The sequence below is a fragment of the Laspinema sp. D2d genome, from assembly GCF_025370755.1.
In the GTDB taxonomy this organism is placed as follows: domain Bacteria; phylum Cyanobacteriota; class Cyanobacteriia; order Cyanobacteriales; family Laspinemataceae; genus Laspinema.
Window position 1 is genome coordinate 1 of sequence record NZ_JAMXFC010000008.1, and the last position, 15071, is coordinate 15071.

The 15071-nt window shown below is 46.6% G+C and carries 10 protein-coding genes and 1 pseudogene; 7 read left to right on the forward strand and 4 right to left on the reverse strand.

Annotated elements, in window-relative coordinates:
• A pseudogene (gene psaB, locus NG796_RS07670) lies at window positions 1-483 on the forward strand (photosystem I chlorophyll a apoprotein A2); the annotation flags it as partial.
• Window positions 484-713: 230 nt separating this feature from the next.
• Here the strand turns inward: psaB and NG796_RS07675 are convergent.
• From NG796_RS07675 to NG796_RS07685, 3 genes are all read right to left on the reverse strand, one after another.
• On the reverse strand, window positions 714-830 hold the full coding sequence (locus NG796_RS07675) for a photosystem I reaction center subunit VIII (protein WP_261201763.1): 117 nt from the start codon (window positions 828-830) through the stop codon (window positions 714-716).
• A gap of 190 nt (window positions 831-1020) precedes the next feature.
• Window positions 1021-1530 (reverse strand): photosystem I reaction center protein subunit XI, encoded by a 510-nt coding sequence (locus tag NG796_RS07680; protein WP_261205319.1) that lies wholly within the window; start codon window positions 1528-1530, stop codon window positions 1021-1023.
• Between the two features lie 666 nt (window positions 1531-2196).
• Window positions 2197-2436, reverse strand: coding sequence for a hypothetical protein (locus NG796_RS07685; protein WP_263012135.1), 240 nt, complete (start codon window positions 2434-2436; stop codon window positions 2197-2199).
• A gap of 512 nt (window positions 2437-2948) precedes the next feature.
• On the opposite strand from NG796_RS07685, the gene NG796_RS07690 reads away from it, so the two are divergent.
• Window positions 2949-3398 (forward strand): hypothetical protein, encoded by a 450-nt coding sequence (locus NG796_RS07690; RefSeq protein ID WP_261205320.1) that lies wholly within the window; start codon window positions 2949-2951, stop codon window positions 3396-3398.
• 59 nt (window positions 3399-3457) lie between these two features.
• On the opposite strand, the gene gor is transcribed toward NG796_RS07690, so the two are convergent.
• A complete protein-coding gene (gene gor / locus NG796_RS07695) occupies window positions 3458-4804 on the reverse strand; it encodes a glutathione-disulfide reductase (protein ID WP_261205321.1) in 1347 nt (448 codons plus the stop codon).
• Window positions 4805-5957: 1153 nt separating this feature from the next.
• On the opposite strand from gor, the gene NG796_RS07700 reads away from it, so the two are divergent.
• The 5 genes from NG796_RS07700 to NG796_RS07720 all read left to right on the forward strand — a co-directional run bounded on the left by NG796_RS07700 (window position 5958) and on the right by NG796_RS07720 (window position 14429).
• Window positions 5958-7136 (forward strand): response regulator, encoded by a 1179-nt coding sequence (locus NG796_RS07700; RefSeq protein ID WP_261205322.1) that lies wholly within the window; start codon window positions 5958-5960, stop codon window positions 7134-7136.
• A gap of 92 nt (window positions 7137-7228) precedes the next feature.
• The gene (locus NG796_RS07705; protein ID WP_261205323.1) at window positions 7229-7777 is read left to right on the forward strand and encodes a chemotaxis protein CheW; all 549 of its coding nucleotides are present in this window, start codon (window positions 7229-7231) and stop codon (window positions 7775-7777) included.
• On the forward strand, window positions 7774-10461 hold the full coding sequence (locus NG796_RS07710; protein WP_261205324.1) for a hybrid sensor histidine kinase/response regulator: 2688 nt from the start codon (window positions 7774-7776) through the stop codon (window positions 10459-10461). The genes NG796_RS07705 and NG796_RS07710 overlap by 4 nt, the downstream gene beginning before the upstream one ends.
• 796 nt (window positions 10462-11257) lie before the next feature.
• Window positions 11258-12919, forward strand: coding sequence for an alkaline phosphatase family protein (locus NG796_RS07715; RefSeq protein ID WP_261205325.1), 1662 nt, complete (start codon window positions 11258-11260; stop codon window positions 12917-12919).
• Window positions 12920-13379: 460 nt separating this feature from the next.
• Entirely contained in the window at window positions 13380-14429 is a 1050-nt protein-coding gene (locus NG796_RS07720) for a glycosyltransferase family 2 protein (protein WP_261205326.1), read from the forward strand.
• Window positions 14430-15071: the final 642 nt, after the last annotated feature.

Below are 15071 nucleotides of genomic sequence, written 5' to 3' on the forward strand. Positions count from 1 at the left end.
TCGTTCTACCTGTCGATGTTCTGGATGTTGAATACCATTGGTTGGGTCACCTTCTACTGGCATTGGAAACATCTGGGCATTTGGCAAGGGAATGTGGCTCAGTTTAATGAGTCTTCGACTTACCTGATGGGTTGGTTACGTGATTATCTGTGGCTGAATTCGGCTCAGTTGATTAACGGGTATAACCCTTATGGTATGAATAATCTGGCAGTTTGGGCCTGGATGTTCTTATTTGGACACCTGGTTTGGGCGACTGGATTCATGTTCCTGATTAGCTGGCGCGGTTATTGGCAAGAACTGATTGAGACTCTGGTTTGGGCGCATGAGCGCACTCCTCTGGCGAACTTGGTTCGTTGGAAGGATAAGCCGGTGGCAATGTCGATTATTCAAGGTCGCTTGATTGGTTTGGCTCACTTTACGGTGGGGTATATCCTAACTTATGCGGCGTTCTTGATTGCTTCGACGGCAAGTAAGTTCGGTTAATCTGGCACCAGAAAAGCCAAAATTTGAAGAGACTCCCCCCACCCCGATGATGGTAGTAAAGGGGGAGTTTAAATAAAAATCCCCCGCTGATAGCGGGGGATTTTTATTGCCCGAGGGCGGATTGGTAAAGAGGGCCTAAAAAGAGGGGTGGGGAATCATCGCCGGTCGTTGTTGTCCTCACCGCTCTTTTTTCGACCCCTGGCGATTCATTCAGGGAATGATGCCTTGAATTAGCGATCGCTTTCAACGTAGATGAACAGCAGACCCATAACCACTGCTGGCATTAACCAACAAACGACGGGAATCAAAATCCAAGGCAGGTAAGCAGCTGCGTATGCACCTGTCATATCTAATTTCTCCTATTTCAAGTTTTAGGTTGACGAGAGGACAATTCACGACGGTGAGTCGGTTATTTTCCTCTAAAGTGGACTTTTCAAACATCAAAATCTGCCGGTGCAGATGAGCTAATTTTAAGTGACCCGAGGTCACGATTCAAAACCAGCAAATTAAAGCCCTAGCCAGGGACTAAATGTCGAGTTAGTTGACTAAACCCCGGAAAATGGCATCAACGCCACCCAGGTTTTCCAAGAGGAAATAGGCGACAAATGCGCCACCCATTGCACCTACGAAGAACCCAGCGGTTAGCTGACTCCAACCCTCAGCACTTTTCAGGCTAGTGGGGGCTTGGGGATTTTGGCTGGGGTAATCATCATCGCCGGTAACTTGGAACGAGGCAATCCCGTAGATAGACATACAGGCGGTGGCGATTAAAACTAAAGACAGAGTAGAGACTAATCCGCCTAAATTGGCCGCTTCGGTATAATCGCGCAGGGGACCCAATTTAACCCAAGGCCCAACCAGGAAATAGCCGTGGGCCATCCCAATTTCGATCCCACGGAGAATGGGAGAGAGTCCTTTCCGGTAGGCAGGCAGGTTACCAATGAATGCTTTGGTGAAGGCAGAATCACTAATCGGGGTGGACAGGTGACCCACAAAGGGGTCTCCACCGTAAGGCTTCACCATTTCAATATCTCTTGCATCGGCCATATTTGTTTTTCCTCTTGGTGTGACAATCAGTAAAAGAACTTAAGGTCATATTCTAAGCAAGGAGGGGTCGCCTAGTCTCAGAATTAGTGCGTAGCTTTAAAAAACTTCATGAAAATCGCCTAAATCCCCTGGGGCTGGTAACCACTGATTTTAATTTACCTCGGTTCGGTGACCTTTGCGATCGCGATCCCAGCCTTTAATTTTCGGATGGGAGTAGGTTCGGGGTTTAACCTCGGTTTCTGTTAAATTTTGTTAAGAAATTTAACAATTTCAGGGAATAGGCAGGGTATTTCTACTCCTTTAGAGATTTTGGCACAGGTCAACGGCGATCGCCCCGGGTCAAAAGGCAGATTTCAGCCGAATCGGCAGGGAGAGTGACTCATCCACTGGCATGATTTGGAACGGTTCCCCGCAACGAGGGGAGTCGGCTTTTAAACTGTTCTAGTCCCGGTGTAGGGTAACAATTAGAAACCGGGGTTTTTTACCCCATTTTGGCTGACTCTTTTCCACTCCTATAGGGAATTGGGCAATTCAGGGAGAGGCGTAGGAGGTGGGATTATAGAAATTAAAATATTCATAAATTTTATAAATTAAACCCCAATTAAAAAGCGATCGCCTGACTCTTTCTAAGTTCCCGGAAGCGATCGCCTTAAGTTGGGTTAGGGGTTATTCGGGAAAATCGGGAATAATCCATTTCGGAGGCTGCATCCGTTTTTTTCTAACGGCTTCCTCGGCGATTTCTATCATTTTATCTAAGGATGTTTCCTCGATAAACTGGGACGTTTGTTCGGCATATTCGCGGTTAGGGCATTTGTCTCCCAATACACAGCCATTCACGCAGGCTACAGCACAGTTAATAGTCTCTGTCACGACAAACCTCTTCTTTATGTTCCTCTGAGTTGACATTAACCCCAAACAACTGGATCAGCTAGATGAAACCCAACTACAGTCGTCTGTTAAGAATCTAAGTTCTGAATATTTATTGTAGCATCACGGGTGAGGGGCATTAATATCCGTGGGACCGTGACAGTTAGAAAAGACTTGACTCCCAGGGATCACAGAAAAGGGCGATCGCCACAATCCTCTCCCAGGAGACCCCCGGAATCAATCCTCTGGGGAATCTCAACTTTTACTCGGGAATTTCCCGAAAACAGAGGGGTTGCGATAGACTATGAGCAAGACTAATCTATTGGGAGAGGTTGCCTCCGGATGTTCGGATTCCCCTAGGGTTGCTGGGGTTGAGTGGGTGCGATCGCCCGCTGCTGAAACCTGCCCAATCCGGTTTCTGTGATTGAGGAGATCGCTGCGATCGTACGGGCATTAAACCGCTATTTATTCTTTAAAATTATCAAGATTTTTAGTCAGTTTAACCCTGAAAATGCCATCCCAACTCTTCCGGATTATTAAGTGTTTTAGCTGTGAATTATAACCTCTTTAATTGCTATATTTTTGACATTATGGCTTTCCCTCTCATGTTCCGTGCCTTAAATCAAACTGTTAAAATTGGCTCTTTATCGTTGATGATTGCTGGACTCTGGGGCTGTACCAATTTGCTTAAGTCGGGAGTCGGCGTCACCGATATTGAGCGGATCCAAAGCGACTGGCAGGACCAAGATACAGTGTATTTAAAAGGCACTGTTGAAAATCTTGCCCCGTTTCTGGAATCAGGGGCTTATCAACTTCAGGATGACACGGGCACAATTTGGGTGATGACTCATTCACCTCTGCCAAATGTGGGCGATCGCCTGGTGATGAAAGGGCAGGTTACTTATCAAAGTATTCCCATTGCAGGACAAGAGTTAGGAGAAGTTTATATTAAAGAACTGGAACAGCTTGAACGAGAGAGTTCTGCCCAGAGTAATCTTTAACCTGTTGGGTGCAAAAGAAACCGGGTTTATTCAAGAAACCCGGTTTCTTTTGGGTGAAATTAACGTAAGGTTACGAATTCCTCGGCAGTAGAAGGATGAATACCGATGGTGGCATCAAAGTCTTTTTTAGTGGCTCCCATATTGACAGCAATGGCTAACCCTTGAATGATTTCGGCGGCATCTTTACCGACCATGTGAACGCCTAAAATGCGATCAGTAGTTTTGTCCACAATTAATTTAATCATCACCTTTTCATCGGCATCGGTGAGACTATAAAACATGGGACGGAATTTAGCGCGATAGATGGTTAAATTATCGCCCACTTTATCTCGGGCTTCCTCTTCAGTCAATCCCACTGTGGAAGCTTCCGGCTGGGAAAAAACAGCAGTAGGGATGCCGGTATGGTTAATATGACGGGGGATATGACCAAAGACGGTATCAGCGAAAGCACGACCTTCAGCGATCGCCACGGGGGTTAAATTGATGCGATCGGTGCAATCTCCTACCGCATAGATATGGGATTGATTGGTGCAACTATCGGGACTGACGGCGATCGCACCAAGAAGCACTTCTACTCCTGCATTTTCTAAGTTTAAGCCGCTTAAATTCGGTTTGCGCCCCGTCGCACAGAGTAAGGTATCTACCGTGATTGGCTCATGTTTTTCATCGGCAAAAATCAACTTTAAACCATCATCAGTTTTTTCAATCTTCTCCAGGGTTGTCTGAGTTTTGAAGTGAATCCCATGTTTAGTCATGCCTTCTTGAATGTTCTGGGCAATATCATGATCGAAGCCATGTAAAATATAGTCGCGCCGAATAATTTCGGTGACTTCAGCCCCCAACCCATTCATAATTGAAGCAAACTCGACGCCAATATAACCGCCACCCCAAACAGCGAACCGTTTGGGAAATTCACTGAGGTGGAACATTTCATTAGAGGTGATGCTATGTTCGATGCCCTCAATATTCGGTTTCTCCGGTTTTCCTCCTACTGCAATCAAGATTTTGTCCGCTGTGATTTTGCGATCGCCCACTTCAATGGTGTGGGGATCAACAAAAGTACCCATGCCATTGATTAACTCAACGCCCGCTTTTTCCAGATTATTAATGTGGATTTGATTCAGGCGCATCACTTCTTTCTGAACCGCTTCCACCAGTTTATTCCAATCAAAATTGGGTTCAGCTTTTTCCCAACCGTAACCCACGGCATTTTGATACAGTTTAGAAAATTGGGACCCATACACCATTAATTTTTTGGGAACGCAACCCCGGATGACACAGGTACCCCCCACTAAATCCCCTTCGGCGATCGCCACTTTAGCCCCATAAGAAGCAGCCCGTTTCGATGCTGCTAATCCGCCAGAACCCGCACCTATCACAAATAGGTCATAATCAAAGTTCGTCATCTCAGTCACTCCGTTTGTCTTCTTTTAATAACAGGGTAATCCGTTTCGCAAGGCGATGGGGAGATGGGGGAGATGGGGAGGATGGGGGAGATGGGGGAGATAGGGGAGATGGGGCGGATGGGGAGGATGAGGGAGTAACGACTGAAGTCGTTGCTTTCGTGTGAGGGCTGAAGCCCTCACACCTGCAATCCAAGGGTCTAGCGCCTGCTTGGGAACTGGAAGACGAGTCTGATAGGAGGGCGCTACGTCGTTACTCCGAAAATTTCTTCATCCTCCCCATCCTCCCCATCTCCCCCATCCTCCCCATCCTCCCCATCTCCCCCATCTCCCCACTCCTCCGTATAAATACTAACAAAACCCTCCGTATCGTTACGGAGAAAGGATTGATGACAAATACGGATGTTTTAAAACACGGGAACCGTTAAGCTATAGCATATTGGAAAAATCAGCTTTTCTAGGGGTGGAAGAAATCAGAAATTGCCCCTCAGTTGTAGAGCGAGTTGAGAAGATTGCTGATTGTATTGGATAGTGCTGATGAGTCTATATTAAGGGTTCGACTGAGTAGGGCTAATCGCGGAATTTTACGGGGCGGGCGTAGGAATTAAATGGAGAAGAGAAAACCTCTAATTTCCCCGTTTGATAGGTTCGTAATTTATCTAAATTTTATCACAAAATACCGAGTTGCTTCCCTATTCTGAACTGACGGTTTAGGAGGGGATTGTTTTAAACTTGCTTGGGTGAACTCGGCAAAACAGTATTTAAAAATCAGCCATCTGGCTGATGCGATCGCCCCAGGTCAGGGGGTCATAATGTAACTATACTCTCTGACCGGATTGACATGGATTAAGTAGTTTTAGATAGCCCGCTTCCCCGGATGCCCGATCGCCTATTGTTAAAAAATCCTGATAAATCAGGGGGCTGAGTGGCTTGAATGTTACGGTGGTAACACCCTTAACCTTAACGGGTTGATAAACTATAGAGACAATTAAGGTTTAAAACTGGCAGAGGAGGTTATAAAAGTCAAAACAATTAGTAAATTTCATTTTTTATTGGGGTTAAAGCGTTAGTTATTAATTTTTAATTTAAAAGCTGTCGTTAGAAATTAAAAAAATATAAATTTTAAGCCGAAACACCGAGAAATAAAGAGGGGATTATGGTAGAAAACACACCCATTCAGCCGCAGAAACCAGAGAACGTTCACAGTGCAGCCGCTCAGCTTGTCGGGTCACCGACTAAGGCATTACAAAAAATTGTGAACAATAATCTATCCGGGCGATTGACGATTCGAGATACGTCCGATCCTTCGGTATTTTGGCGGGTCCATTTTGGCAATGGCAAGGTGCATTTTGCCAGTAGTCTAACGGGATACAAAGAGCGCCTCAGTTATTATCTGTCTCGATTGTGCCCGCAACTGAAAGAGCTTTCCCTAGAAGGGTTTCAGTCGGACTATCAGGCAATTTGCCATTATTGGAAAGCGGGAAAAATTTCCTTACAACAGGCTAGAGAAGTCTTACTTAAACTCACCCAAGAAGCATTGGTACAGGTCCTCAATTTACCTCAAGCGGGACTGCAATTTGAAAAAACCGTGGGACTCGATCCAATTCTGCTTTCCCTGCCGTTGAAGCAGACGATATTGCCGATGCGAGAAGCGATTGGGAAATGGGGGAAAATTAAGGCAGAAATTGCCTCGCCCTTTCAGAGGATTTTTATCAGGAATTTAGAGCAAATTCCTAAGCTGTTATGGCCGACGTTTAAAAATGTTGACGGGATTAAACGGCTGATTGAAGTTTTAAATCGAGGTGGGTGTCTGTATGAAGTGGCTCAAGGGTTGAAAATCGATGTTCTATCTTTGGCACTCTTACTGCAACCTTTGGTGCAAGCGGAAGCGGTTGGGGTGAAGCCCTATCAGTCAGAAAAAGTTGAAGATGGGCCGATTATTGCCTGTATTGATGATAGTAAAACCACTCAGCGGCACGTTCGGGCGATTTTGCAGGCGGCGGGATACCGCTGTTTGATGTTAACGGAACCGGCGAAAGCGTTAACAACTTTGGCGCGGCATAAACCGGCGTTGGTGTTGATGGATATTAATATGCCAGAAATTAATGGTTATGAACTCTGCCGGATGTTGCGCCAGTCGAGTTTGTTGCAGGAAATCCCGATTGTGATGTTGACGGGACGGGATGGGATCATCGATAAGATGCGATCGCGGATGGTGGGAGCGAATGATTATATCACCAAACCTTTTGATGCCCAACAACTCTTGAAGGCGATCGAAATGCAGTTACTCGGCACGGCGGATTCTGACGGGGAAACAATTCTGCAAACGGGCTGATTTTACCTCATTTCCCTGGGGAATGAACTATCGTAATCTATAGCAAGCGGATTGGAATTAGGGATTCAAAGTGCGATAGGATAACCGGGAAAATGCTGAGAACGTATGCAGGGTTGCAATTAAGTCCCAAGGTACAAGTTGTGGTGCCGATCGAGCAAGTCGTAGAGGAAATTGCCCGATCGCGACGGCAAATTTGTCCGATCCCTGGGGTTCCCGAGGCTATTTTAGGGGTGGTGAATATCGCCGGTAAGTTGCTATGGGTGATTGATTTGGCTGATTTTCTGACGGAGGTTTTGGGACTGACGCGCCGATCGCCCTCGCGAGGGGATGAGTTAACCTTGGTCGTCATTCGCAAGGACCCCCGAACAGAACAGGACCCGGAGGAGGAAGAATCCACCCTCACTCCCTTTGCTTGTGTCGTCTGCGATCGCCTTGTCACTCTCACGCTCAACTCAACCCACGTTACCCCCATTCCCGACCCCTGGAGACCCCTACTCCGTCCCCTGTTTTCCGGTTTAATCTGGATCTCACCTCCTACGGATGCGGCATCCCCTCGGTTTCCCGTGGGATTGCTGCAAGTGAGCGCCCTATTTGAGGCCCTCAGTCGGCACAGTACCTCCACTGCCGGAGAATTTCGATGATAGCATCCAATCGGGAATCCTCTGTGCCAGAAAATCTCCGCCTCGACTCCCCGGCGATCGCCACCATTGATCCCGATGCGCGCCACTGCTTCCTCCATGAAGAAGCGCCAGAATGCTTACTCGCTTTAGAACAAGGGATTCAATGTTTAAGCAGCAACGCCGCCACTCAGGAGAACCTCGGCGCTGCCTTTCCTGACCTAATTCGCGCCGCCCATACCCTCAAAGGGGGTGCCGGAATGGTGGGATTACCACAACTTTCCCACCTGGCACACTATATCGAAGAGTTATTAATCGCCCTCAATGAGGGACGAGTCCCTCACTTACCTTCCGCCTACGAACTTTTATCTTTAAGTCTCGATCCCATCGGGGATTTACTGATTCAAGCTTGGAATAACAACGACTCCCTAACCTCCGATCGCCGACTTCAGAACCTGATCCTCACCCTGGATCGCTTTGTCCAAGATTTACCCCCTCCACTTCAGGAGAGTTTGGAAGAAGAAGGTGCGGGGGAGGAATTCCCTCACGCCTCTGATTCCTCGGTGAACTCCTTTGTTAAAATTGCCTTGGAGGTTGATTTAGAAGAGTGTCTGGAACGCCTAACGCGATCGCTGGCTGAATTTACGGACCATCCCACCTCCGCAGAACCCTCCCTCCGCGAGAGTCTCACCGTTTTTTTAGAAGAATGTACCCTCCTGGGGGAAACCTTGGGATTAGAGAGGTTAACCAATATCAGTCGGGAAATTTTTGCCTCCCTCTCCCAGGAACAAGCGCCAGCGGAACAGTTAGCACAACTCGCGATCGCCCGAATTCGCACTCTCCAAACCGAAACTCTCACCCCATCTCCCCCATCCTCCCCATCTCCCCAGTCGGAGTCAACCCGTTCCTCTATCCCAGAACGATTTTTAAAATACCTGATTGTCAATCCCAATCCTGATCTGGCACCCGCAAATCTCACCCTACGAGTCCCCGTCACTCGCTTAGATCGGATGAGTGATACCCTGGGTAATTTAGTCCTAGAATCCGATCGCCTCACCTTAGAACAAGAAAAACTCCAAACCGCGATCGCTACCCTCTCCCAATCCTCCCCATCTCCCCAATCCTCCCCATCTCCCCAATCCCTCCAATCCTCCCCATCTCCAAACCTAGCAGCGATCACCGCTGAAATCCAACAAACCCTCGATCGCCTCAAAACCTCTTTAAACCAACTGAACCGGGACCTCACCGACTCCCGACTCATCCCCTTTGGGGCGATCGCCGAACGATTTATCACCCCCTTGGAAACCTTGCAACGACAGTATGGGAAGCAAGTTGAATTAGTCATCCAGGGAAAAGATAGACGAGTCGATCAACCGATTTTAGAACAATTACAAACCCCCTTAACCCACCTGTTCCGCAATGCCTTCGATCACGGGATTGAGTTACCCACGGAACGCAAAGCACTCGGCAAGTCACCCACCGCTAAAATCACCTTCTCTGCCACCGTTGAAGGGACTCAACTGGTAATTACGGTGGAAGATGATGGACGAGGAATCGATCCCCAGAAGGTTTATAAGCGTGCCTTAGCAATGGGATTGATTGATCCCGAAAAAGGGTTTTCTAAAACCTTTTCTCCGGAGAATTCCAACCCGAGTGAGATTTTACAATTTCTGTTCACGCCGGGATTTTCCACTGCCTCAAAAGTGACTGATTTATCGGGGCGTGGGGTAGGATTAGATATCGTGCAACATCAAGTCGCGCGACTACGGGGAACGTTGCAAGTTGAGACAGTATTGGGACAGGGTACTAAGTTTACCATTGCAGTTCCCTTAACCTTGAGCCGGTTGTCCGTTTATTTGTGCCAATGTCAGGAGTACACCGTAGCAATTCCCGCAGATAAGGCGATCGCCGTGGTGAAGTTATCCGAGGCAGAGATCGCCGGGGGTGAAATTGGCGATCGCCATGAAGAAATTCCAGGACAAACGGAACCCTTGCCCATCTTTAGATTATGGGATGTGCTGCCCTACGGATCCCAAGTCCGGCAAACAGTTTCTGAAGTGAATTCGCCCTCAGTTTGTCTGATTTTGCGGGTAAAGGGTCAACAGGTGGCGATCGCCGTAGATGCGGTACTGGAAGAACGTCCTGTCATGCTCAAACCCCTGGATCTCACTGTCCCCGTTCCTCCCTACGTTGCCGGTTGTACAGTCCTAGGCAGCGGTGAAGTTGTGCCGGTCCTCGCCCCGCATCACTTTCATCCTTTACTGTTTCCCCGTTCTTCCCTTAAACCCATCGCCAATGTCTCACAGGATACAGTATTAAGTTCTGATACTGCTCCTCATCTATTAATAGTGGACGATTCCCTCACCATGCGCCGGATGTTGCAGGACCTATTCGAGAGTGCTGGATTTATACCCACCCTCTGTACCGATGGACGGGAGGCATTAACTCAACTAGCGCGATCGCCCCAGGGACAATTCCACCTGATCCTATCCGATGTAGAAATGCCCCATTTAGACGGATTAGGATTACTCCAAACCGTGCGATCGGACCCCCAATGGCATCAAATCCCGATGGTGATGCTATCCTCCCGCGCCAATCCCGAGGATATTCACAAAGGCATCGAATTAGGCGCAACTGCCTATTTAAGTAAACCATTCGATCCAGGGATGTTGCTTGCTGCTATTCGCGAGATCCTTGATAGGGGATGAGGGAGATGCGGGAGATGGGGAGGATGGGGGAGATGGGGAGGATGGGGGAGATGGGGGAGATGGGGGAAATGGGGGAAAAATAGGCTTTTTAAGTCTGACTAAGCCTATAGATAGAGATAGTAAATTTAAGTTTTATGTCTCCTGATACAGGTCAAAATAAAGAAAGAATGCTAGATATATCTCAGGTCATAGAACTTTAATTAAAATCAATTAACGTACTCCTAAAGATATATGACTCAGGTTCCTGGGGTGTTTTACTCTGGTGGAAGAAATGAAGGGATTTTAAAACTCTTATCAGGCGACTGGGGAATGAATTAAGGGGGGATGACAATCTTTAAGAGAACTTTACATAAAACTTCTGGAATTTACTCTAACCGATGATAAACTTGGGATAAATCAGCTATCCTTCCGACTGATTGAACTCAAGTAGGAGTGATCGCTAAATAATCCCGGTCAAATTTATAACCGTTTTTAGGGAAACTCGACTGAGACTCATAAAACGGTTTTTAGAATCAGGAACGTTAGGCGATCGCTACTGAATAGAGGATCACAAAGTCCTGAAATCCCATAAATTCCATTAATTTACTAAGGGTGAACCACAGTCATTATAAAGATTCAGAAGATTTGGCATTGAAATTTAGCACCAACTAGATCGTTTCAGCTTAAGCAAATCCCAGAAGCTTTTAACAATCCTGGGATGTCATTTCCGGAGATTAATAAACTCCTTTTAAACACTGCGATTCCATCAATCGCCAGATGTCGTGTGAATTTATGTCGTATCTATCAAGGTAAACTCATGAGAAATCCTGTTATCGCCATTGGATTGGATGCCGGAGACCCGAATCTGCTCGAAAAATGGATGGCGCAAGGGCATTTAAAAAACTTAAAAAAATTGCGCGATCGCGGAGCTTACGGACGACTCAAAACCTTTGATTATTATCGAGCCGAAACCCCTTGGACTACCTTTTTAACCGGAGCTTCTCCAGAAAAAACTGGCTATTGGGCACCCGTAAAACTGCGGGAAGGGAGCTATCATGTAGACCCCATAGAAGCCTATGATTTTGCCGAATATGAACCCTTTTATGCCCTAGGGGATGATTATAAAGTCGCTGTCTTTGATATGCCCCAAGCTCCCCTAAGCGATCGCGTTAATGGAGTTCAAGGATTAGCCTGGGGTGCACATTCCCCCCAAACCCCCACCCATTCCAAACCCGAAGCATTTTTATCCGACATCATCGCCAAACATGGGGAACATCCCGCATTACATAAAGACTTTGCCAGTATCTTAGATATTCCCGCCCTCCAGGAACTTCAGAAGAAATTAGAAACCGGAATTGAGCGGCGGGGTCAGATTTGTAAAGATTTACTCCAACAGGATAACTGGGATTTCTTCTTAACCATTTTTGGAGAAACCCACTCTGCCGGACATTTTTTTTGGCACTTAAGTCAACCGGATCATCCCCTCTATCCCCTGGTTGGGAATCGCTATCCCGGAGACCCGTTGTTAGAGATTTTTGAAGCTATTGATACCGCCATTGGGGAGATTTTAACCGCAGCGCCTGAGAATGCCAATGTGGTCGTCTTTGCCGCACATGGCATGGACTTCAACAATATGGATCTGCCGAGTATGGTATTTTTGCCCGAGTTTCTCTATCGGTGGAATTTCCCCGGAAAAGTGGGATTAGCCGAGGGTAAAATGGGTCAAAATCCTGGGGGACCGCTTGTGGGAGAACGGGCGAAACGGGGCTTTATGGGCACCCTGTGGAGTCTCAAAGGCGATCGCAATCCCTTACGAGGATTTTTGCGGCGAACCCTCCCGACTAAAATCTTTAACCGGATTGAACCCTTGTTTGGTTCCGAACTGGAACAGGACTTGATTTCTCCCTTTGAAATGCAAAAAAAAGGCGATCGCTTATTCTTCCAAACCCCCTGCTGGTATCAACCCGCATGGCCCCGGATGAAAGCCTTTGCCCTCCCGAGTTTCTCCGAAGGATACATCCGGATTAACTTAAAAGGACGGGAACCCAATGGAATCGTTGACCCCTCGGAATACGATGCCGTTTGTGATGAAATTACCGCACAATTGTATCAACTCAAAGATTCCCGAACCGGGGAAACAATGGTACAAGATGTAGTGCGCACTCGCACAAAGGCTACCGATTCCGACCCGAAACTACCCGATGCCGATTTAGTGATTATCTGGCAGGATCAATGCGCCAGTGATACTGTAGAAAGTCCTCAAATTGGCCGGATTGGACCTATTCCCTTTAATCGCACGGGATCTCATCGGTCCGATGGATTTTTAGCTCTAGCAGGGCCCGATATTCAACCCGGTTCGACCTTGCCTTTCGGCCATTCCTTAGATTTAGCTCCCACTTTATTAGCCTTATTAGATGCCCCGATTCCCAACTCTTGCGAAGGGAAATCTCTCATCAATCAACCGGCAGTGGTTCGCTAAATAACTGGAGTTTAACCCTCCGAAACCAGGGCTTTATTTCCTCTTTTAGACTCCCCTAGCACAGGCCAAACTTGACGGAATCAAGCCTCAGTTTAACAAGGCTGGGGGAGTCAACCCGGGGAGAAATAACCCTCATCTAACATCCAGAGCCGAGTTACCCCCTTTACCCTTGTTCAGTCCGCAATATTGAATAGTTTTTTGGCTTAGACTTGTCGTCATCAAAGGAGTTTTAAGTTTGAGAATTAATGAAATAAATCCTATGAGCTTAGGTCATTCCAGGTTAGAAAATAAATTACTGAAAATCCCGCTGACTGCTTACGCTAGTCCTCTGGTAAAAAATGTAAAGAACATGATAAATCTGTATAGGTTAAGGATAGATAATCAAACTATCAATCCTGCCTATTTGGTTTCCCGACAGATCACTTGAAAAACAATCACTATTAATTAGGGGTGAATCACCATGCCATTAGTTTCTGTTGTCGTTCCCGCTTACAATGTTTCAAAAACGATTCGCGATACCCTCGATTCGATTTTAAAACAAACTTTTTCTGATTTTGAATTAATTATTATTAATGATGGCTCTACCGATCATACGTTACAGGTTATCGAAGGAGTCCGAGACCCCAGACTTCAAGTCTTTTCTTATGAAAATGGCGGACTCCCCGAAGCGCGAAATCGGGGAATTGCTCGCGCCACCGGAGAGTTTATTACCTTTATCGATGCAGACGACTTGTGGACGCCAGATAAATTAGCGCTCCAAGTTGCTGCATTACAACAGAATCCGAAAGCTGGACTTGCTTATAGTTGGACCTGCTTTATGGATAGCGAAGGAAAATCTTTCAGTCAAGATTTTCCCTGCTATATTGAAGGAAATGTTTATCCTCAATTGTTAGTCGGTAATTTCATTAGTTCAGGGTCCAATGTGATGCTGCGTGCATCAGCCATTGAATCCGTGGGACTGTTCGATCCTACCCTGAAATCCATTGAAGATTGGGAATATTGGTTGCGAGTTGCCGCAAAATGGCCGTTTGTAGTTGTCCCCCAGTATCAAATCCTATATCGACAATCAGCGACATCAATGGCCTCTAAAATTGATGTCATGGAAAAATATAGCGTCATGGTCATCGATCGCGCCTTTGCCAACGCACCCGCCGAACTACAAGGACTGAAAAAACACAGTTTAGCCAACACCTATCAATATTTAGCCCGCATCTGCGTCACCCACACCCCAGATGCTGACAAACTGAAAACCGGCTGGGAAAATTTGCAAAAAGCCATTCACTTACACCCCGCTATTTTATTAGATAAAAAGGTCCAGCGGCTATTAGGAAAGTGGATGTTACTGCGTTTAGGTTCTCCTGAAGTCTCCCAATATTGCCTAGAAAAATTTGGACAAATGAACCCCAAAAACGACCCGCGTCGAAATAATCTCAATAACGAGAAAGCCGAGAAAAATGTCCTGGAGATTGATAATAAAATTCAAAACTTTCTGAATCAAGGAGTTTTGTAATCTCTAGCAACACCCCCCAAAGGTTCAAATCCCCACTTTTCTCCTACACAGATGTTTAAAATCCACCCTAAATGTAAAGACGATTCGTGCGATCGCCTCTACATTTAGGGTTTAATATTAAAAATGGCCCAACTCCCGTCACCCTTGACCCCATCACCCCACCCCCTCCTAAAACCTGGAGTTTCTTCCAACCCCCTACAGCAATTCTGGGACAATCTAGGCTAGGGGGCAAGTCTGACTTACACCAGACTGAAAGGACTGAAATGCTGCCAAAACATGAGGTTCAGAAATTTAAGGAAATATTCAGAATGTTAGCTGGCTTGTTCAGGTTATTGTAATAACAATAAGTCTAAGCACTTTGCAGACCTCATCACTCATTTGGGCATTGCGGAAGCCCCTTAAACTCTCTGGAGAAGTTTGCCACTTACCTCGGTATGTCTTTCCAGACCGTCAATGTTGAAACGATAATGGATAAACGGACTATGACGGTCTGTGCTTCGACGGCAACCAGGCATTTTTCATCCGGATGAATGCTTGGGATAGCCTCCCGAAAGCGATCAAGGGAATATCATTAGATTGCTGTCCAGGCGATCAATGCTCAGGGTAATTAGTTGTTGGTTATTAAAAGTTTGTCTTAGTTTT